The organism is Streptomyces sp. NPDC021019 (assembly GCF_044333295.1).
In the GTDB taxonomy this organism is placed as follows: domain Bacteria; phylum Actinomycetota; class Actinomycetes; order Streptomycetales; family Streptomycetaceae; genus Streptomyces.
In genome coordinates this window covers 373,267-393,934 of sequence record NZ_JBIRQR010000006.1, presented here as the reverse complement: position 1 = coordinate 393,934, position 20,668 = coordinate 373,267, and the positions used below count along the sequence as shown (strand labels likewise).

At 72.4% G+C, this 20,668-nt stretch carries 12 protein-coding genes and 1 pseudogene; 6 read left to right on the top strand and 7 right to left on the bottom strand.

The annotated features are described in order from the left end of the window. Positions 1-3: 3 nt before the first annotated feature. From ACH4RG_RS28840 to ACH4RG_RS28820, 5 genes are all read right to left on the bottom strand, one after another. Complete coding sequence (locus tag ACH4RG_RS28840) at positions 4-813, bottom strand: ABC transporter ATP-binding protein (RefSeq protein ID WP_397932348.1); 810 nt, start codon at positions 811-813, stop codon at positions 4-6. Then, positions 810-2,951, bottom strand: a complete 2,142-nt coding sequence (locus ACH4RG_RS28835; protein ID WP_398540479.1) for a branched-chain amino acid ABC transporter permease — start codon at positions 2,949-2,951, stop codon at positions 810-812. Before ACH4RG_RS28835 ends, ACH4RG_RS28840 begins: the two co-directional genes overlap by 4 nt. Position 2,952: 1 nt before the next feature. Continuing rightward, entirely contained in the window at positions 2,953-4,158 is a 1,206-nt protein-coding gene (locus tag ACH4RG_RS28830) for an ABC transporter substrate-binding protein (protein WP_397921934.1), read from the bottom strand. 130 nt (positions 4,159-4,288) lie between these two features. Further along, positions 4,289-4,693 carry a roadblock/LC7 domain-containing protein gene (locus tag ACH4RG_RS28825; RefSeq protein ID WP_397921935.1) on the bottom strand — a complete coding sequence of 135 codons (405 nt, stop codon included), beginning with the start codon at positions 4,691-4,693 and terminating at the stop codon, positions 4,289-4,291. Next, positions 4,690-7,122, bottom strand: a complete 2,433-nt coding sequence (locus ACH4RG_RS28820; RefSeq protein WP_397932346.1) for a nitrate- and nitrite sensing domain-containing protein — start codon at positions 7,120-7,122, stop codon at positions 4,690-4,692. Before ACH4RG_RS28820 ends, ACH4RG_RS28825 begins: the two co-directional genes overlap by 4 nt. 400 nt (positions 7,123-7,522) lie before the next feature. On the opposite strand from ACH4RG_RS28820, the gene ACH4RG_RS28815 reads away from it, so the two are divergent. Then, positions 7,523-9,181 (top strand): N-6 DNA methylase, encoded by a 1,659-nt coding sequence (locus ACH4RG_RS28815; RefSeq protein WP_397921937.1) that lies wholly within the window; start codon positions 7,523-7,525, stop codon positions 9,179-9,181. 51 nt (positions 9,182-9,232) lie between these two features. Here ACH4RG_RS28815 and ACH4RG_RS28810 read toward each other — a convergent pair whose 3' ends face one another. Then, complete coding sequence (locus ACH4RG_RS28810) at positions 9,233-11,377, bottom strand: UvrD-helicase domain-containing protein (RefSeq protein ID WP_398540478.1); 2,145 nt, start codon at positions 11,375-11,377, stop codon at positions 9,233-9,235. Between the two features lie 492 nt (positions 11,378-11,869). On the opposite strand from ACH4RG_RS28810, the gene ACH4RG_RS28805 reads away from it, so the two are divergent. From ACH4RG_RS28805 to ACH4RG_RS28785, 5 genes and pseudogenes are all read left to right on the top strand, one after another. After that, positions 11,870-13,327: an RNA polymerase sigma factor RpoD/SigA gene (locus ACH4RG_RS28805; RefSeq protein WP_397932341.1), complete on the top strand. Its 1,458-nt coding sequence runs from the start codon at positions 11,870-11,872 to the stop codon at positions 13,325-13,327. Positions 13,328-13,389: 62 nt separating this feature from the next. After that, the gene (locus ACH4RG_RS28800; protein WP_398540477.1) at positions 13,390-16,539 is read left to right on the top strand and encodes a helicase-related protein; all 3,150 of its coding nucleotides are present in this window, start codon (positions 13,390-13,392) and stop codon (positions 16,537-16,539) included. Beyond that, positions 16,536-18,419 (top strand): DrmB family protein, encoded by a 1,884-nt coding sequence (gene drmB / locus ACH4RG_RS28795; RefSeq protein WP_397921945.1) that lies wholly within the window; start codon positions 16,536-16,538, stop codon positions 18,417-18,419. The genes ACH4RG_RS28800 and drmB overlap by 4 nt, the downstream gene beginning before the upstream one ends. Positions 18,420-18,433: 14 nt before the next feature. Further along, a complete protein-coding gene (locus tag ACH4RG_RS28790; protein WP_397921947.1) occupies positions 18,434-19,555 on the top strand; it encodes a hypothetical protein in 1,122 nt (373 codons plus the stop codon). A 508-nt stretch (positions 19,556-20,063) separates the two neighbouring features. Beyond that, a pseudogene (locus ACH4RG_RS28785) lies at positions 20,064-20,156 on the top strand (IS5/IS1182 family transposase); the annotation flags it as partial. Positions 20,157-20,164: 8 nt separating this feature from the next. Here the strand turns inward: ACH4RG_RS28785 and ACH4RG_RS28780 are convergent. Next, entirely contained in the window at positions 20,165-20,662 is a 498-nt protein-coding gene (locus tag ACH4RG_RS28780) for a hypothetical protein (RefSeq protein ID WP_398540476.1), read from the bottom strand. Positions 20,663-20,668: the final 6 nt, after the last annotated feature.

Here is a 20,668-nt window from a genome sequence, read left to right as displayed (position 1 = left end):
CGGTCATCCTCTCGCTGGTGCGGCGGCCGGGCCCGTCGTCGAGCCGTTGCCGTGGTACGCGTCGCGGACCTCGGGATGGGCCAGAACCTCCTGGGCCGGGCCGGTGACGAGGAGCTTCCCGGCGGCCAGCACCGTGACGGTGGACGCGACGTGGGAGACCACCTCGACGTGGTGCTCGACCAGGATGACCGCGACGGTCGGAGGCAGACCGTCCAGGATGGCGAGCAGCCGGCCGATGTCGTCGTCGGTCAGTCCGGCCGCCGGCTCGTCCAGGAGCAGCAGCCGGGGGTCGCCGGCCAGCGCGGCGGCGAGGTCGAGCATGCGGCGCTGCCCGTGCGCGAGCGTGGACGCCTGCCGGTGGGCGAGGTCCGCGAGGCCTACGGTCTCCAGACGGCGGGCCGCGGACTCGGTGTGCAGCCGGTAGCGGGACGGGCTGCGCCAGGCCCCCCGGCGCTTCGGGTGGTGCGGCCAGCCGGCCAGGACGATGTTGTCCAGAACCGACAATTCCCCGATCACCGAGGGCTGTTGGAAGCTGCGGGCGACGCCGAGCCGACTGCGCCCGGCGGTCGGCTTCCGGGTGATGTCGGCGCCGTTCAGGGCGATCGTGCCGTGGTCGGGCCGGTCCGTGCCCGCGATGAGGTTGAGCAGGGTGGTCTTGCCGGCGCCGTTGGGACCGATGACGGCGTGCCGGGCGCCCGCCGGGAGCCGCAGGCTGACGTCGTCGACAGCGGTGAGGGTGCCGTACCGGCGGGTGAGCCGGGTGAGGTCCAGTACAGGGGGCTCCGGCGCCGCCGGGGTCGGTGCTGGTGTCATGGGGAGACCTTCCCGGTGGGTTCGGGGGCGGGCGCCGACGGGGGCTGTTCCCCGGTCACGGCAGCCTCGGACGCCGGCCCGCTCCCGGGCCCACCGCGCAGCCCCGCGAGGCCGCGCGGCAGCAGGTACACGGTGGCGACGAAGAGCACGCCGAGCAGCAGCGGCCCGTGGCCGGGCCAGGAACCGGCGACCCAGTCCCGGGTGGCGACGATGAGCCCGGCGCCCAGCAGGGCGCCGATCACGGACGTCGTACCGCCGATGACCACCGCCAGCAGAGCGAACGCGGCGATCTCGAACCCGACGTCGGCCGGCGCGAGATACTGCTGGACGGTCACCATCAGTGAACCGCCCACCCCGGCCAGCGCGCCCGCGCAGATGTGGGCCACCAACAGGTAGCGCCCGACCGGGTGCCCGGAGGCGCGCATCCGCGCCTCGGCGCCCCGGGTGCCGGTCAGCAGCTTCCCCGCCGGCGAGCGCAGGACGAGCAGCGTGACGGAGACGGCGACGACGGCGACGGCGAGCGCGTAGTTGTACAACTGGCTCTCCTCCAGCATCTCCTCCCCGCCCCACAGCGCCCGGGTGCCCGGGAAGCCGACGAGTCCGTCGGCGCCGCCGGTGACGGACTTGAGCTGGTTGACGACCGCGCCGGTCAGCTCGCCGATGGCGAGCGTGATCATCAGGACGGTCGTGCCGCGGGCCCGGATCACCGCCGGACCCACCACCGCGGCGAAGACGGCGGCGGCGAGCGCCGACAGGACTAGCTGCACGGGCCCCACCGTCCACCCCGCTTCCGCGAGGTTCGCGGTGGCGTACGCCCCCACGGCGAACGGCGCGGTCTGCCCGAGGGTGGGCAGTCCCGCGTAGCCGGTGAGGATGGTGACACTGACCGCCAGCAGCCCCAGGGCCAGAGCGGAACCGGCCAGGGAGATGCTGTACGCGTCGAGCACGGCCGGCAGGGAGATCAGCACGACGAGCAGGACGAGCAGCGGAGCCGCCTGCCGCCACGCGGCCCCGCCCGGCAGCCGGCCGATCCAGGCCGGCAGGCGCCTCCCACGCTCGCGGGGCGCGGCGCCGGTCCCGTCCGCCCCGGCCCGGTCCGCCCCGGCCCGGTCCGCCCCGGCCCCGTCCCCGGTCCGGCCTGCTCCCGGCGCCGCTGCTGTCCCCGGCGCACCTGGTGTCCCCGGCGTCTCGCGGGGCCGTCGTCGCAGACGGCCGGCGAGGTCGCTCCGGAGCCGGGCGACCGGGTCCGGCCCGGGGCCCTCGGGGCCGTGCCCCGCGCTCGGCTCCGTGAAACGGGAGCGCAGCACCAGCACCGCCGCCATCGCGGCGAAGAGCAGGTACGGCGCCAGATCGGGCACCAGCGAGACGCCCAGCGTCTGCACCTCGCCCACCGCGATCGCCGCGAAGAAGGTCGCCCACAGCGAGCGCAGCCCGCCGAGCACGACCACCACGAGGGAGAGCATCAGCACGTTCTCGGACGTACCGGGGCCGGGGCCGATGATCGGCGCCCCGAGCACCCCCGCCGCCCCGGCCAGTGCGCCGGCCGCCGCGAGGACGCCGGTGTGCACCGCCCGGGGGTCGAGTCCGGTGGCCGCGAGCATCTGCGGATCGTCGGCGGCCGCCCGCACCGCGGCGCCCATCCGGGTCCGGGTCAGCACCCAGGTCCCGAACGCCGCGAGCAGCACGGCCATGACGATGAAGCAGAGCCGGTAGGCGGGGTAGCGGTGCCCCAGCAGCATCACCGAGGAGTCGAGCGCCTCGGGAACGCGCACGGGAAGTTCGTCCGCCCCGAAGAGTTGGATGAGCAGGTCACCGCCGATCAGGGCGAGCCCGAACGTCAGCAGTGCCTGCGCCAGATGCCCACGCCGGGCGAGCGGAGCCGTCGCGGCGGACAGCCCCGCCCCGGCGACGCACGCCGCCGCGGTTCCGGCGGCCAGGCCGAGGGCGAGACCGGCCCAGGTCCCGTCGCTGAGCTCGGCCCCCGTGTAGGCGCCGATCGCGTACAGCGTGCCGTGCGACAGGTTCAGCACACCCGCCGTGCCGAAGGCGAGACTCAGGCCGGCGGCGACCACGAACAGCAGCAGCCCGAAGGCCACCCCGTCCACCGCCGGTACGAGGTGGGCATCGAGGAGATCCATGTCAGCTGCCGAGCGTCGCCAGGTCCTGGACCATGACGTTGGCCAACTGGGTCCCGTCCGGCCGCACCTGGCGCAGATACCAGGTCTGCACCGGCGAGTGGGCCTTGTCGCCGAACTCCCAGGCGCCGCGCGGGCTGTCGATCTGGCCGAGACCCGCGATGGCCTTGTTGATGGTCCCCGACGTGACGTCGCCGTCCTTCGCCGCGTCGGCGATCGCCTTGTCCAGTACGGCGGCCGCGTCGTACGACGCCATCGCGTAGGTGGTGGGCTGCGTGTCGTGCTCCGCCGTCCAGTCGGCGGCGAACGTGCGGTTCGCCTCGTTGTCGAGGTCGGCCGCGTAGTTCAGGACCGAGTAGATGTCCTTCGCCGCCGCGCCCTGCGCCTGGAGCACGCTGCCCTCGGTCACGAAGGCCGTGTACAGCGGCAGATCCGCGATGTCCGACTGGGCGTACTGCTTGGCGAAGTCGATCGCGGCCTTGCCGGCGTAGAAGCAGTACACCGCCTTGGCGTCCGTCTTGGCGATCTCCGCGAAGTACGGCATGAAGTTGGTCGTCTTCGGGAACGGCGTCCAGGTGGTCTTGCCGTCCGGGTTGGCGAGCTCCCCCTTGATCCGCTTGAACTCATCGGTGAAACCGCGCAGTTCGTCGTGACCGCCCTGGTAGTCGGGGCCGATCGCGTAGACCGGCCCGTCGACCTTGTCCTTGATGTACGGGGCGATGGCCCGGCCCGGCTCGTCGGACAGGAAGCTGGTCGTCCAGACGTACTCGATGTCCTTGACCGGAGGCCGGGCGTTCGAACCCAGGAAGGGGATCTTGGCCTGCTGGATCAGCGGCAGGACGGCGTTGACCGAACCGCCGCCGACGAGGCCCGTCAGCACGTCGACCTTGTCCTTCTTGACGAGCTTGGTGGCCGCCGGCACGGCGGTCGGCGGACCGTCGCCCTCGTCAGCCACGATCAGCTCGACCTTTCGGCCGCCCAGCTTGTTGCCATGGGTCTCCAGATACAGCTTGAAGCCGTCCCGCAGCTCCGTGCCGACGGGCTCGTAGGTGCCCGACAGGGAGGCCACCAGGCCGACCTTCACGGTGTCGTCGTCGGTGCCGCTGTCGCCGCTGCAACCGGTGACGGCCGCCAGGCCGAGGGCGAGGGCGGCAGCGCCGGCCGGCCGGAATCTGCGGCGGTGGGGGCGGGAGGGGGCGAAGGGGAACATGGGCTCACATCACAGTCTCGGGGGCAGGGGTGTCGTGCGTGCCGGTCAGGACGGGTGCGGCGGGTGGCCGCCACCGGTGGGAGTCCGGACCCGCGAGCGGTACGGGGGTGGGGGGCGGCCGTACCGGCGGTCAGCGGAGGGGCGGCAGGCCCGGATCGCGGAGCTGGGGAGACAGCGAGTCGCCGACCTGGTTGATCAGCTCGGACATCATGTAGCTGACCTCGCCGATGTCCGCGTCCCTGGTCGTGGTGACGAGGAGCGAGGCGCCGCTGGAGACGGCCATCGAGAACATGTAGCCGCCCTCCATCGCGGTCAGGCTGTGCTCCACGGGATCGGTATTGGTCAACTGGGCCGCTGCGGACAGCAGGTTGACGACGCCGGACGCGATGGCGGCCAGCCGCTCGGCGTCGTCGCGTTCCACACCGGTGTACGCCAGCGCGAGTCCGTCCACGGACACGGCTATCGCCTGGGTGACTTCCGGGAGGCGCCCGGCGAAATCGCTCAGGATCCAGCTCAGGTCGGAGGAGGTGGTCATTTCTCGGTCCGTTCGGTGGTGTCGTCCGGGGCGGAACGCCCCCGGTGGTTCGTGCTCCGGTTGATGCCCTGGGCGTAGGCCGCCAGCACGTCGGAGACCTGTCGGGAGTCCCGGCGGCGGGGCGCGGGCCGCGGGGCACCGGCCCCGGGGCGCTGTTCGGCACCCGTCCGCTTCCCCGCGGCGGGCCACTGCTGAGGTGCTCTGGGTTGCCGCAGTGGCAGCCCCGCGGAGCTGACGCCGGCGACGCGCGACACCGGCTCGTCGCGCACGGGGTGCGGCGTGGGCGTGGTGCCGTGGTCCCGCTCACGGGTGGAGCCGCGGGGCCTGGCGTTGCCGGACGGGGTCTCCCGCTCGCCGCCAGCCGGGGCGCCGGCCCCGGCCGCGCCGACGCCCGCCCCGACCGGGGTGCTGTCATGGCCGGGGCGCGCTCTCGCGGTGGCCGGCTGCCGGTGGCCCCCCGGCCCCGGCGGTGTGACCGGCCGGGGCGCCTCGTAGCCGGCCTCGCTGCCGAGCGGGCCCGGCGTCGGAGCCCGGTCCTCCTTCAGGTCCAGTGCCAGCACCTTCGCGGGCAGCGTGACCTCGGCGATGGTGCCGGGGCCCGAGGAGTCGCGCAGTTCCACGACGATGCCGTGGCGCGCGGCGAGCCGTGCCACCACATGCAGCCCCATGGACCGCACGTCGCCGATGCCCGCCCGAGGTTCGAGCAGTGCCGCGTTGTGGACCGCGCGGCGTTCCGCCGGGATGCCCACGCCCTCGTCGACGATCTGCACGACGGCCCGGTCCCACAGCCGCCAGACGGCGACCCCGACCTGCTTGTCCGGAGGCGAGTAGCGGGTCGCGTTGTCGAGCAGCTCCGCCAGGATGTGCGCCACGTCGTGCACGGCGCGGGCGGTGATCCCGATCCCCGACTCGATCGCGCCGAGGGAGACGCGGTCGAACCGCTCGATCTGCTGGGCGGCGGCCACGATGACGGTGGAGCAGCCCACATCGGCCGAACGCACCCGGGCGTTCCCGTAACCGCCCAGCACCAGGAGGTTGTTGGTGTTGCGCTCCATACGGATGGCGAGGTGGTCGAGAGCGAAGAGGGTCTTCATCCGCACGGGGTCGGCCTCATCGCGCTGCACCGTGTCCAGCTCGGACACCATGACCGCGGTCAACCGTGCTCCCCGGCGTGCGACACCGACCAGCGTCTCCGCCAACTGCTCGTGCACATGAGCCTGTTGGGCGGCGAGGCGGACGGCCTCGTGGTGGACGGCGTTGAACGCCTCGCCGACCTCGCCGATCTCGTCCTCGCCCGTGGTGCTGACCGGGTCACCGGTCCGCCGGGCCACCTCCTCGGGCGTCGCGCCGCGCAGTGCACCGGGCTGGGACAGCTCGCTCATCACGGCGGGCAGCCCGGAGTGGGCGACCTCGTGCGCGGCGTTGCGCAGATCGCGCAGCCGTCGGATCATGACGCGGCCCAGGCGGATCGCGACGACGACCACTCCGACCAGGGTCAGCACCACCAGCGCGACCTCCGCGCCGGCCGTCCAGATGAGGGTGGTGCGTACGTCGGAAACCTGGGCGAGGACGGCCGCGTCGACCCGTTTCTCCACCGAACGCAGCAGCTCCTGGCGGTCGTTGGCCGCCTTCTGCCATTCCTTCGGGGTGACCGTGATGTCCTTGCCGGTGCCCGTCCGCCCGATCTCGTCCTCGAGGCGTCGGGCCTCCAGCGCCTTCGCTCCGGAGAGGGTGCGCTCCAGCCAGGTCCGCCATGCGCCCGGCCCGAGGTCGAACATGGCGCCGGTCGACTCGGTGTAGCCCATCCGGCCGGCGTCGAAGGTCCGCTGCATGGCGATGGTGAAGCCGCCCGCGGCCTGCGCCCTCGCGACCGTGACCTGCTGCTGGGCCGTGTGCTCCGCGGCCTCGGACAGGGCGGCGGCGGCGCGGATCCGGTCCGCGATGTCGGCGTCCACGCCGTCCGCCTGCGCGATGCCGTCGCGGTAGCTGTTGAGGTCGGCGATCACGATCCGATAGCCGAAGGCGAGGGCGGAGACGGTGCTGCTTCCCGAGCGCACCTGCGCGCGGAGGCCGGGCATCTCCTCGACGAAGCGCTCGATACGGTCCAGGGCGCCCCGCGCGCTGCCGGGTACCGCGGAGAGCCCCTTGGTCAGGCTGCGGAATCCGGCGATGCTCCCGTCGGTCGCGTTCGCACGTAACCGGAATGCCTCCGCGTCTCCCTGCTCGGAGACCAGGGCGGTGGCCGCCGCCCGCTCACGCTGTAATCGGTAGGCCAACTCAGCCGCTCCGTCCGCGGCTTCGACCATCGCGGCCAGCCGGTCGGCCTGGAGCGCCTGGTTGGTCGCGGGGGCGAGTGCCAGGACCGAGAAGGCGACGGCCACGGTGAGCGGTGCGGTGACGAGGAGTACGAGGCGACGATTGATTTTCACTGCGCGGCTCCGTCGCCGGAACCGGGCTCGAGTATCGGTGACACGCAGATACCTGTACCTGTTTACGGATGGTGGGTGTCGGTGGGGGCGTGCTGGTGGGGGGAACGATGACGGTGGGGAGAGCGATGCCGGTGGGGCAGGAGAGGCCCCAGGGCGCGCGGCATGATCCTATGCCGTAGTACACGCCGCCGGATGGGTGAATCAGCGAAAAATCTGCGCCCCGGACGCACAGAGGTGTTCGAACTTCGCCCACAAGTGAGCACAAAACAAAGGCTTTTGACTGTGCCTGGGCGAACGCAGTCAAGACGGGCTGTGCATCACCGAATGCCGACATATGCCTGTGCGCAGTGTCAACGATATTCACTCCTGTGTGATATCGGCCCCCGTGTACGCTGGGGAGATGACAGAGAATGCCGCTGCACCGGTCGGCGCCCTGGTCACCGGAGCCGAGATCGCTCGGTTGGCCGGTGTCACCCGGGCGGCAGTCTCCAACTGGCGACGGCGCTATGACGACTTCCCCGCGCCAGGGGGAGGCGCCGCCAACAGCCCGCTCTTCTCGCTCGTCGAGGTGCAGGCCTGGCTGGACAGGCAGCGCAAGGGCCAGGAGATCTCGCCCGAGGTCGAGCTGTGGCAGGCGCTGCGGGCCGTCTACGGAGAACAGCTGGTCGCGGGCCTGGTCGAGGTGGCCGCCGCCCTGGCCGGGGATCCCTCGCCCGGCCTGCCGGACGAGGTGAGGGACCGCGTGCGGCGCCTGGCCAGGAGTGAGGCGCCGGTCGACCTGGTCAACGGCCTGACCGAGCGCTTCGTGGACTCGGCGCGTCGGGCGGGGTCGGACCAGGTGACTCCTGAACGCATCGTGCGGGCCGTGAGCCACTTCACTCCTGAGCTCCCCTCGGACGCGACGGTCTTCGACCCCGCCTGCGGCATCGGGCTGCTGTTCCTGGCGGTCGCCTCGGCGACGGACGCGCGGTGCCGCGGTCAGGAATCGGACGCCGACAGTGCTCGTTTCGCACAGCTCCGTGCCGATCTCCTGGGGGAGTCCGGCCGGGTCACCGTCGTGGAAGGGGATTCCCTGCGCGCCGACGCGTGGCCCGACCTCAGGGCCGATCTCGTGGTCTGCGATCCGCCGGCCGGCGTCACCGAGTGGGGGCGGGAGGAGCTGCTGCTCGACGCCCGCTGGGAGCTGGGCACACCGTCCAAGGCCGAGGGCGAGCTGGCGTGGCTGCAACACGCTTACGCGCATACCGTGCCGGGCGGCCACGTTCTGATGGTCATGCCGGCCTCGGTGGCCTACCGCAAGGCGGGGCGTCGCATCCGGGCGGAGCTCGTACGCCGCGGCATTCTGCGTCAAGTGGTCGCCCTGCCACCGGGAGTGGCGACCTCGCACTCCCTGCCCGTGCACATCTGGTGCCTCAGACGCCCCCGCGGCACCGGAGACGCGGACGCCCGTCAGTCCGTGCGCATGGTCGACCTGACGGGCAACAGCCCGGACGGCGCCCTGGACCCCGGCCCGGATCAGGTCGCGGAAGTGCCGTTGATCGAACTTCTCGACGACACCGTCGATCTCACCCCCGGCACGCACCTGCGGCCCCGTCACCGCGACTTCCCCGAGGAGTACGCGACCCTGCGTGAGGAAGTGGAGAAACGAATCACCCGACTCGTCTCCCTCCTGCCCGAGTTGGCCGAGGGCGGTGAGCCGGGATCGCTGGACGGCGCGACCACGAGCATCGCCGATCTGGCCCGGGCCGGGCTGGTCGGCTACGAGGACTCGGAGCCCGTCTCGACGAGTGACCAGCTCGACACGGACTACTTGCGGGGGTTTCTGCGCAGCTCCGCGAACACCCGTCGGTCCACGAGCGCCAGCGGGACCCATCGCCTCGACACGCGGGGCGCGCGTCTCCCCAGAATGGGCATCGAGGAGCAGCGCCGCTACGGCTCCGCCTTCCGCTCCCTGTCCGCGTTCGAGCAGGACGCGCGCGAGATCGGCGAGCTGAGCAGACAGCTCGCCGATCTCGCACGGGACGGTCTGGCCACCGGCGGACTGGTCCCCGAGGACTGAGTCGTCGCGCGAGGCAGCCCCGGGCCCGGCCCCGGTCCGTTCCGGGACCGGTCAGGCGGGGCGGGGGGACGCCGGCAGGAACGGGCTCGGCTGCGAACTCCACGTGACGGACAGGGCCTCGCGAGCGCGCGTGCAGGCGACGAAGAGCAGACAGCGTTCCCGGAGCAGATCGGCCTCGTGCTGGAGCGGGTCCGATTCCCGGGCGGTGATCCCGCGGGCGAACGGTACGGTGCCGTCGCTGACGCCGAGGACGGAGACCGCGCGGAACTCCAGCCCCTTCATCGCGTGCATGGTGGCCAGACGTACGCCCCCGGCCCCGTGCGGCACCTGGCCCTTGACCCGAACGGTCGGTATGCCGGCGGCCCGCAGCTTCTCCTCCGCCGTGTCCAGGGAGAGGTTGAAACGCGCGCAGACGCCGATCTCGTGCGGCTGGAGCCCTTCGGCGACCCACGACCGGACCCGGTCCACCAGGGCCTCGCCCTCGTCCGCGCGCGTGGCGTGCCCTGCCAGCAGCGGACGGCTCCCGTGCAGGAGGGAGCGGTAGCCGTCGAGGGAGTCCGTTCCCTCGCCGTCCAGCGTGCCGACGGTGACAGGGGAGAGCAGCCCGGCCGACCAGGTGAGGATCTCCTCGGTGGAGCGGTAGTTGACGCGCAACCGGAAGCTCCGGCCCGACGTGGCGATGCCCAGGGAGCCGAGAGACACCCGGGAGTCGTAGATCCGCTGGTGCGGGTCACCGGTGAGGAACAGGTCGTCGGGACCCGGGGCGACTGCGGCGCGCAGCACCCGCCACTGCGCGGGATGCAGGTCCTGCGCCTCGTCGACCACGACGTGTGCGTACGGGGCCGGCTCGCCCTTCAGCAGCTCGGCCGCGCGCGAGCAGATCCGCAGGTGGGTGGTTTCTCCCCGGTCGCGCAGCAACTGTTCGAAACGTTCCACCGCGCTCCACACGTCGCGTCGGCGCGCGGGGCCGAGGCCGGTGCCGCGGCCCCGCCGGCTCGCGCCGAGGTACGCGTCGAGACCGTGCAGGTCCTGGCCGAGAACGATGTGCCGGTACTCCTGCGCGAGGAACTGCGCGGTGAACGGCAGACCGAGCTGCTTGACCGTCCTCTCCCACAGCTGCCGCTGATCCCGGTCCCCGATCGGCGTGGGCGCGGTCGCCGACGCCGCCCGGTGGATGCCGTTCGCGAAGGCGTCGACCGTCGTCACGTCCACGCGCGCGAGCGCCTTCCCGTCCTGGTCGAGGAGCAGGCCGAGCATGTCGCGCAGTCCGGCCGCGAGCGCGTTCGTGTACGTGGTCAGCAGGATGCGACCGTCCGCGGACCGGCCCAGGAGATGCCGCACCCGGTGCAGGGCGGCCACCGTCTTTCCGGTGCCGGGTCCGCCGGTGACCTGGACGGGACCCCCGTACGACGTGCGGTAGGCGACGCGCCGCTGGGAGGGGTGGAGGAAGACCCGCCAGGCCTCGAAGGGCTTCTCCAGGGCCTCCTCCAGCTCCCGCGGTCCGGTGACCAGCCGGATACGGGCGGTCGTGTTGGCGATGACCGTGGCCAGGTCCTCGACCGGTTCGGCCGGCGCGTCCGCGGGGCGGCGGACCGCCACGACATCCCGGTACACCTCGTCGGGGCTGAAGTTCAGGGCGAGGTACTGGAGGACCTCCAGCTGGTCCTCCGGCAGGAGCGTGGCGAAGGCGTCGAGCTGCGACGTGTCGACCATGGAGCGGGCGGCGCGCAGGACCTGGTCGTCGATGCCCAGCTCGCGCAGCGTGCCGTCGGAGATCTTCGTGAACAGCAGCCGAGGAGCCCGGCGTGCGGCGGTCTCGTACACCGGTGTCAGCTCGTCCAGGGCGACGGCGTTGCGCACCTCCAGCGCCCGGGTCGCGGAGTTCGCGCTGTACAGGCGCTTCGCGGCCCAGGTGTAGGCGTCGTCGTGCGGCAACACGTTGACCAAGAGGAAGACGTCGCTGCCGTCGTCGGGCGCGAGGACGACGCCCCGCCAGAAGTCGGTGATGCGGATGGTCCGCATCCGTCCGTCGCGCGCCTTCTCCACGGACTCCAGGTGCAGTCCCTTGTCCGCGTTCAACTCGGCGGGGCTCAGAGCCTGGAACTTGGCCATGGCCTTGCGTACGCCGGCGCGAACCGGCTTCTCCAGGGTCTCGTAGCCGTCCCAGAAGCTCTGGGCGAAAGCGAGCCGGGGCATGAGGTCCTCCCGTGGGGTGCCTGACGGTGGTTCAGGTTCGTGTGCGGGGCGCCGCTCCGGCCGGTTGTCCGGCGCTGCGCTCCAGCGCCGCCGGAAGCACGGCCGGTGGGCGCTCGAGGTCGAGGCTGCGCTGGAAGAGCCGGATTCCGGACCCGGCCACCTCGTGGACGCGCTCCGGTTCCCTCGGCCCTCCCGAGGCGCATCCGGTCTACGCGGCCGGCCGTTCCTCGGGGAGTCGCACGCGGAACTCCGGGGCGCCGGGGAGGTGCTGGGGTCGCGTCATGGATCACCTTCCGGGGCCGGGCCGCGCGAACACCGGACAGCCTAGCTGTTGACACTGTCAAGCCATTCATATCCGCCAGTACACGGATCCTGCCGATGTGTTGGCGGTGTAAACGCACCAGGTCTAAGGTGAGGGCACGGCCGCGGCGCTTCCGGGACGGAAGAGATGTGCGGTCGGGGGCTGGGGGCGGTATGAGTGGGGAATCGGCCATGTCCGAGGCTGAACGGCGTTCGATCGCTGCCGAGTTGCCCGATGTGATCCGGCGGCTGCGGAGTGGTGCGTCGAGTGACGGCGTCATCAGCCCGACGGTTTTCGACCGGGAGGCCGAGCGGCTCGGGCTCGGCACCGAGGAGCAGCGCCGCAGACTGCGTACGGGACTGGCGGGCGTCGGCCTCCGGGTGAAGACCCGGCCACGGCCGAAGGACGTGCGGGAGCGGCCTTACGCCGTGCCGACCCCCGCTCCGGTCTCCGCGATGCTTCCCTCCGAGGCGGCCCGGCGCCTGGCTCAGGCCCGCACGATGCTGGGGCGTTACGCCGACGCCGACGGGCGTGTCGGCAGGCTCGCCCATGAGGGTGTGGTGCACCTCCACGGCCTCGGCCCGGCCGAAGCACGGGAGCTGAGCGCCCACTTCCCGGTCAACCGGCCCCGGCCGGTCGACGCCGCCGCGTGGCAGGACAGGGCGGCCGGATCAGGGGCCGAGCCGTCGGAGGGCGCGAGGAAGGCCCCCGGCGGCCCGGCGATGTCCGCCGGGGACGGTTCGCTGCGCGAAGCCGTCCTCGCCGCCCGGGCGGTCCTGGAGGCGGACCGGTGGCGACGCGACCTCGGCGCGAGGCTGCTCGGCGCGCAGGAGGAGGTCGGCCTGGCCGTGCTGCTGAGGGGCGGCGTCGGGGATCTCGGGCGGGACGTCCCGAAGGAGGAGATCGCCACCCTGCCGTACGGCGGGGACGCGTGGCGCGCTCACGAGTGCCTCGTGCTGCACAACGTGCGGCTCGTCTGGAAGGTCGCCCAGGCCTACCAGGGACGCGGTCTGGACATCGAGGATCTCGTGCAGCACGGCACCCTCGGGCTGATGCGCGCGGTCCGCAAGTTCGACGCCGGCCAGGGGTACAAGCTGTCCACGTACGCCACGCAGTGGATCAGACAGTCCATCAGCCGGGCCATCGCCGACGAAGGCACCCTGATCAGGATTCCCGTGCACCTGCACGAGAAGGTGAACAAGGTCGCCGCCGCCGAACGCAAGCTGCTGAGCGAGGGACGCCCCAGGACGGTCGAGAACGTGGCTTTCGCGACGGGCTTCACCTTCGAGGAGGTGGAGCGGGTGCGCAGGATCAGCCGCCCCACCGACTCACTGGACCGGATCATCGGTGACGACACCGCTCTCGGCGACCTGATCGTCGGCCCGAGCCGGCTGCCCGGGCCCTGCACCGTCCTGCTGCGCAAGGAACTCTTCGAGCTCGTCGGCGACGTGGTGATGGGTTTCCCCGAACGCGAGGCTCACATCCTCGTGCGGCGGACAGGCCTTGACGGGGGCGAGCCCGCCACGTTGGAGGAGCTCGGCGTGGTCTTCAGCGTGACGCGTGAGCGCATTCGGCAGATCGAGTCGAAGACCAAGCCGCTCTTCAGGGACCGGCTCGTCCAGCGTGGCCTCAAGCCCCCTGCCCCCTGAACCGCGCCGAGGATCCCCGACCCAGCGAGTCTCCCGCACCGGATGCAAAGGAACCCCGACACATGGACCCGCGCCAGGAGCTGGTCGACTACCTCACCCGTCAGCTCGTCGGCCCCGCCGGCGAGGACGACGAGGTGCTCGACGCGCCGCCCGACCGGCAGTACCTCATGGGCACGCTCTATCCGCAGCAGGCGGACCTCCAGCGGCAGCTCGCCCAAGCGGCCGACGACCCCGAGGCGCCGGGGGCCGAGCAGGAAGCCCCGGACGCGAACCCCGCCGGTGATCCCGTGCCCGAGACCAACAGCTGGCTGCCCGCGTCCCTCGGACTGAGCTTCTACACCGACGCCACGCAGCTCGAGGTGACGTGTGCGGCCGCCCGCTACGAGACGCAGCGGAGCGCTCCCGGCCGAGGGCGCCGCTGGCGTCGGCTGCCCCTCCCCGAGGAGACGCACACCGTCGGCCGGGACCAGAAGACCGTGCCCGTTCTCGACGGCCGCGCGGAGCTCCGCCTGCTTCACCGCCCGTACGGCGACGGTGTACTGGTCACCGTGGCGTTGGTGAACCGGGCGCGGCACGACGGGCCCGACGGCAAGGCCCCGAGCTGGGACGACATGCTGTTCCAGTGCCGCCTCACGGTGCGTACGGTCGGCAGGACCGTGCTGCCCTACCCCAGCGTCCGGCTGGCCAGCCGCGATCCCGAGGAACGCGAGCTCCGTCTCCAGTACCGGCACGTCGTCACCCACGCCGTCGGACATGGCTGCGCCGTCCGGGAACGAACCGGCGACCACGGGAAGGTCGACCTCCTGGCCTGCGAGGCCCTGCCCCGGGCCGAAGTGCCCGCCGTCCGCGCCGGGGGCCCACTCGACGCCCCCGTCCTCACGATCGGCCACCTCGCCGACCCCACCGTGGACGCCAACCAACTCCGTGAGGAGCTGGCCGAGTTCGCCGCCACCTACCATGCCTGGTACGTCGGGCAGCGATCCGTCACCGTCCCGCCCTGGGGCGAGGAGGCCGCGGAACGGGTTCTCGATCGGGTACGACAGGCCGTCATCCGTATCGAGGCGGGGGTGCGCACCTTGTGCGACCCGGACCGGCCCGAACTGCTCGACGCCTTCCGCATCGCCCAGCGCGCCATGCTGCTGCAGATGCGGCACTCCGCACCGGACCAGGCAGGACGCCGGTGGCTCAGATCGCAGGCCGTCCCGGTCGACCCGCCCGTCGACCCCACAGCCTCCTGGCGACCGTTCCAGCTGGCGTTCTTCCTCCTCGCGCTCGACGGCGTCGCCGATCCCGCCCACCGTGACCGCGGGACCACGGATCTGATCTGGTTCCCGACCGGCGGCGGCAAGACGGAGGCGTATCTGCTGCTGGCCGCGTTCACGGTCGCACTGCGACGCATCAGGAACGAGGGGAGCGGAACCGCCGTACTCAGCCGCTACACCCTCAGCCTGCTGACCACCCAGCAGTTCCAGCGAGCCGCGACCACGGCCTGCGCGCTGGAGTACCTCCGCCGCCGCGAACCGGAGCTCGGTCTCGGAGCCGACCCGATCACCGTCGGCCTGTGGGTGGGCGACACCACCACGCCCAACAGCTTCCAGGCGGCCAAGACCGCCTTCGACGAGCAACGTGAGGCCAGCCACCCCGGGGACGTGTTCATCCTCGACCGCTGCCCCTGGTGCGGCACCCGCATTATGCCGCAGACCCGGTCCACCGTCCGCTCCGACTACGGCGTCAAGGCCGACCCGGACGCCTTCGCCTTCAACTGCGTCCGCGACGCGTGCGCCTTCCACGACGTGCTGCCCGTCGCCGTGGTCGATCAGCACCTGTACGAGCAGCCGCCCACCTTCGTCCTCGGGACGGTCGACAAGTTCGCCCGGCTCGCCTGGGAACACCGCTCCGGGCGGCTGTTCGGCGCAGGCACTCCCCATCGGCCCCCGTCCCTGATCATCCAGGACGAACTGCACCTGCTGACCGGGCCACTCGGCACCACCGTGGGTCTGTACGAGGCGGCCATCCTCGAACTGTGCACCGGGCCGGACGGCCGCCCGCCGAAGATCGTCGCGGCGACGGCCACCATCCGCCGCTCGGCCGAGCAGGTCCGCGCGCTGCACCACCAGGACGTCCAGCTGTTCCCACCGCCGGGAGTCGACGCCGACGACAGCTTCTTCGCCGTCCCCGACACCGGCCGGCCGGGCCGCCTCTACCTCGGTGTGATGGCGCAGGGCCACACCGCGGGCCGCGGGGCCGTCGCCACCACGGCCGCCATGCTGCAAGGTGTGCACCAACTGCCGGAGGAGCACCGGGACGACTACTGGACACTCGTCGCCTACCACCACAGCCTGAGAGAACTCGGCAGGACCGTCACCGCGGCCGGCGACGACATTCCCGCCCAGCTCCGCGCGCTCGACGAGGGTATGGGCATCCGCTCCTTCGGCGGCGGCGACGTGCAGCAACTGGACAGCACCGTGGCCCGCGCCGATCAGCCGATTCTCCTCGACCGCCTGGAGAAGCCCTGGAAGGATCCCCGGGCCATCTCCTTCCTGCCGTGCACCAACATGCTCTCCGTGGGCGTCGACGTGAAGCGGCTCGCCTACATGCTCATGCAGGGCCAGCCCAAGACCACCGCCGAATACATCCAGGCCACCAGCCGCGTGGGCCGCCACCAGGTGCCCGGACTCGTCCTCACCTACTTCAACGCCACCCGCCCGCGGGACCGTTCCCACTACGAGACCTTCATCGACTACCACCGGGCGCTGTACCGGTACGTCGAACCCGCCAGCATCACCCCCTGGTCCGTGCCGGCCCGCCGCCGGGCGCTGCATGCCGCGCTCGTCATCCTGGTCCGCCACCGGATCGGCCTGGCCGCCGAGAACCGGGCCGGACACCTCATCGACCACCGGGCGGAGGCCGAGGAGATCGCCGACGCACTCGCCGGGCGCGCGGCGATCGCCGAGAGCGGAGCCACGGGAAGCGCGGCGGACGCGCTCCGCGCCGACGTCCGCACCGAACTCGGGTATCTCCTGGACGACTGGTACCGGCAGGCCGCACTGGCCGAGGCGGAGGGCAAGGACCTCTACTACCGCAGCCAGGGCAAGGGCCACCACAACCTGCTCAAGGCGTTCGAGCAGCGCTACGGCCTGTGGGAGACGCCCAACTCCATGCGCAGCGTCGACCGGGAGTGCCAGATCACCGTGACAGGAGCGGGAAAGTGAAGCGTAAACTCCGGGTCCGCCAGGCGCAGACCGTACTGCCGTTCGGCGTCGGAGCCGTACTCGACGTCCAGGGCGAGTCCTTCGTGGCCGCCGGAATCGGGAGCTGGCCGGGGACCAGGACCCCCGTGGCCTCCGAACGGCTCGCCACCCGCCTCGGCGTCACCGGCTTCTTCGCGGCCCCCCACACCCTCAACGACCGGTACGACGATGCCGACCGCCCCGGCGTCCCCTACGTCCGCTTCCCGGGCTGGCTGTTCTGCGGGGCCTGCCGGGCCATGATCCGCTTCCCGCGTGCGGACGAGAAGCCCGGCGAACCGCCCGTCTGCGCGTCGTGCGCCGCCGCGCCTCGCCTCACTCCGATGCGCTTCGTCCGCATCTGCCCGGACGGGCACCTGGACGACATCGACTGGTGGTACTGGGCCCACTCCGGCCTCACTCCCGGCCAGCGGGCCGCTTGCTCCGAGGGACAACGGGCCTGGCAGGCCCGACGCCTCACCTTCCGTGTCGCCGACCGCGCCTCCGGCCTCGAAGCGCTCACGGTGAGCTGCGGAGCGATCGGTGCAGCGGGCCGGACCTGTGGCGCGGAGCGCGACCTCCTCGACCTCCTGGGGCCGCAGCCCGGCCGCTGCTCCGGCCGCAATCCCTGGCAGCGCTGGGACGAACGTGCCACCTGCGGCCAGCAGGTCCACAACGTCCAGCGCACCGCCGGCAACGTCTACTACCCGGTCGTGTACTCGGCGCTCGACATCCCGCGGTCCGCCGAGCCCCCGCGAGCGGAACGCGACGCCGCGGAGTCCGTCCGCGGGCACGGACTCTGGACCGTCTTCCTCGGCGCGCTGGGCACGGACCGGGAAGAGGTGTTCCGCACGATGATCAGGAGTGACACCGACGCGCCCGACAGCCTCATCGACCAACTGGCCGCCGAGGCGACGGGCGCACCGACGGCCCCGACCGCCCTCCGACCGGGTGCCCCGAAGCTCGACCTGAGCCGCGACGAGTGGTACGCCTTCGACGCCGACCGACTCCCGGAAGCAACCGAGGAGTTCGCCGTACGCCGCGGCGGCCTCGGCCTCGACGGCGAGACCGAGGAGCCCTGGGCCACCCTCGACGCCCACATCGGCGGGGTGGTCCTCGTCGACCGCCTCCGCGAGGTGCGCGCACTCACCGGATTCCGCCGGCACTCGGTGAACGGCACCCTCGTCCCCGCCGACACCGGCGCCCGGCTGCGCTGGCTGCCGGCGACCGAGGTGTACGGCGAGGGCATCGTCCTCACCCTCGGCGAGCAGCGCCTCACCGACTGGGAGGAGGACCCCCGCGTCCGGGCCCATGTGGACGGGGTCCGCGCGGACCTCGCCTCCTCGTTCCGCGACGAACAGCTCGCCGAGACCGTCGGGAAGGAACTCTCCCCACGCTTCCTTCTTCTCCACACGCTCGCCCACCTGCTCATCCGTCAACTCTCCTTCGACTCCGGTTACACCACCGCGAGCCTGCGTGAGCGCGTCTACGGCCGCCCCGAGTACGGCCAGCGGGGGGTGCTCGTCTACACGGCCGCCGGTGACGCCGAAGGCACCCTGGGCGGCCTGGTCCGGCAGGGCGCCCAGCAGCACTTCCCGGAGACGCTCATCCGGATGCTGGAGGCGGCGGCCTGGTGCTCCGCCGACCCCCTGTGCGCGGAGCACACGGGCCAGGGATTCGGCAATCTCAACAGGGCCGCCTGCCACGCCTGCACCCTGCTGCCCGAGACCAGCTGCCAGACGGGGAACACTCTCCTGGACCGTGCCCTGCTCGTCGGCTCGGACCGCGTCCCCGGCTACTTCGCCGCCGTCCTCACCGCGAGCCGCGAGTACGCGGCCGCCACGGCTCTGGGGGGACACCCGTGAACCACGGCCCCGGGATGACGCCCATGACCCCCGGCCCCGCTCCCGTGCTCCATCCGGACCTCACCCCGGCCCAGCGCGACTGCCTCGACGCGCTGCCGCTGGCGGGTCACCACGTGGTCAGCGGGCCGCCCGGCAGCGGCAAGAGCCTGCTCGCCGCGCACCGCACGGTCCACCTGGCCCTCACCGGCCGCCCGACGCTCCTCCTGTCGCGCTCCAACCTGCTCCGCCAACTCCTGGACGGCACGCTCCGGGGCCTCACCGTCCCCGGCGCCCCCGCGGTCGCGGCCACCGTCCACAGCTGGGTCCAGCGTCACTTCGGGCGGGACGCCCGGAGCACCGGCGACGGCTGGTTCGACTGGCCGGCTCTCATCAACCGGGCGGCGGAAACCTTCGGGCACGACGATCCGGCCACGCCGCACCTCGTCGTCGACGAGGGCCAGGACCTGCCCCCCGGCTTCTATCGACTGGCCCGCCTGCTGGGCACCACGGTCACGGTCTTCGCCGACGAGTGCCAGCGCCTCACCGAGACGCACTCCACGCTCACCGAGATCACCACCGCGCTCGGCCGGTCCGCCCGGCACGTCGAGATCGACGGGAACCACCGCACAACCCGCGAGATCTTCGCCCTGGCCGAGCGTTTCCGCACGGGCGGCCCGCCTCCGGAGCCGCCCGTGCGCAGGGGAAGGCTCCCCCGCCTCCGCCACTACGCCGGCCCCCAGGCCGTCGTCGACGACATCGTCACCCTGGCCGCCCGGCGGCCGGGGCACCGGATCGGCGTGATCGTCGCCTCAGCGCGCACCGGGGCCGACCTTCTGAGACGCCTGGAGCGGGCCGGGCTCGCCCAGGAGCCGCAGCTGTACAGCTCGACGGCGGTCTCCGGTCGCTACCGGGACCTCGACCTCACCCGTCCCGGTGTCGTCCTGGTCCACCGGGCCAGCGCCAAGGGCCTCGACTTCGACGCCGTCCTCATCCCCGACACGGAATCCGACGCGGCGGGCGACCCCACGGCCGCCGCCCTCCGCATGACCTACTACGTCATGATCACCCGTGCCCGCGAGGAGGTCGTCCTGGGCTGGCAGGGAGGCCGGCCCCCCGGCCACCTGGAGCAGTTGGGCGGACTCGCCACAACGGCCTGAGAGCCGGCCACCCGCACAGGTCCCGGGGCCGCCGCCTCACCGCCGGGACGGCAGGACAAACGCCTCGGCTCCGGGGTCTCGCGCGGGAAGTCCGGCAGCCCGTCGCAGGAACGGCCCACGCCTTCGCCTCGACCGAGAGCCGCGAGGTCGGCCATGATCTCGCCGAGCGCGCCGCGTTCGGCGAGGGTGAGCTCAGGTCCCCGGGTCCTCAGGAACTCGGCGTAGTCGTTCCGGAGCGCGGCGGCCCTGCGGCCGACGGCGAAGAGAGCGTAGGGCGCTGGAGGCGGGCGCTGCACACGTCACCGGAGCCGCTGCGATACCGCAGGCCGATGGTCGATCCGCTGCCAGGGCGTCGGGTACGGGGTCCCTCCGGGCTGGGGATCAGCCCGCGCGGGCTGTCACCACGAACGCCAGTACGGGGCACCGGCCTGCTCGCCCACGCCCAGCGTACTCACTGAGGAAGGCAGCTGGATGTGACCGCGTCCGGGAGTTGCGGAACACGGTGAGGCGGAACCGGGGCTACGACCACGACAGCTGCCGCGGCCGACTGCGGGAGCGGGGCATCGCCCCGAAGATCGCCCGTCGTGGTCAGACGTGCGGTGGCGCGCGTCAGGCGCCGTCGGCGGGACCGTAGCCGAGTGCGGCCCGGTTGAGGAGCCGGTCACCGAGGTCGGGTACCGGTGGCGGCGTGGCTTTCCCGGGTGCGGTCTTGTTTTTGGGTACGGCTTTCTTGGCTGCGGGCTTCGGGGCGGTCTTCTTCTTCGCCGCGGCCTTCTTGGCGGCCGTGGTGCCCCGTGCTTCGAACCTCTTCCGGAGCACCGACAGTTGTCCGCGCTCCTTGGCGGTCAGGTCGGCGGGCAGGGCGTCGACGAGAGCCCGGGCCCGGCTGAGTCCGTAACGCGCCTGCGCCCAGTGCTTGGTGTTGATCGCCGTCCGGATCACCCCGAGGCACTGCCGCAACGCCTTGAGCCTCGCCGCCGGCCGCCGGGGCATCGGGAGCTCGCCCCCGGCGACCCGGCGCTGCCCGGCGGCGCGCGTACGCCAGTCCGCGCCGGCCGACAGGACGACGGAGGCGCGCGGGTTGCTGGTCTGGTTGAGGCGTACCACGGAGTG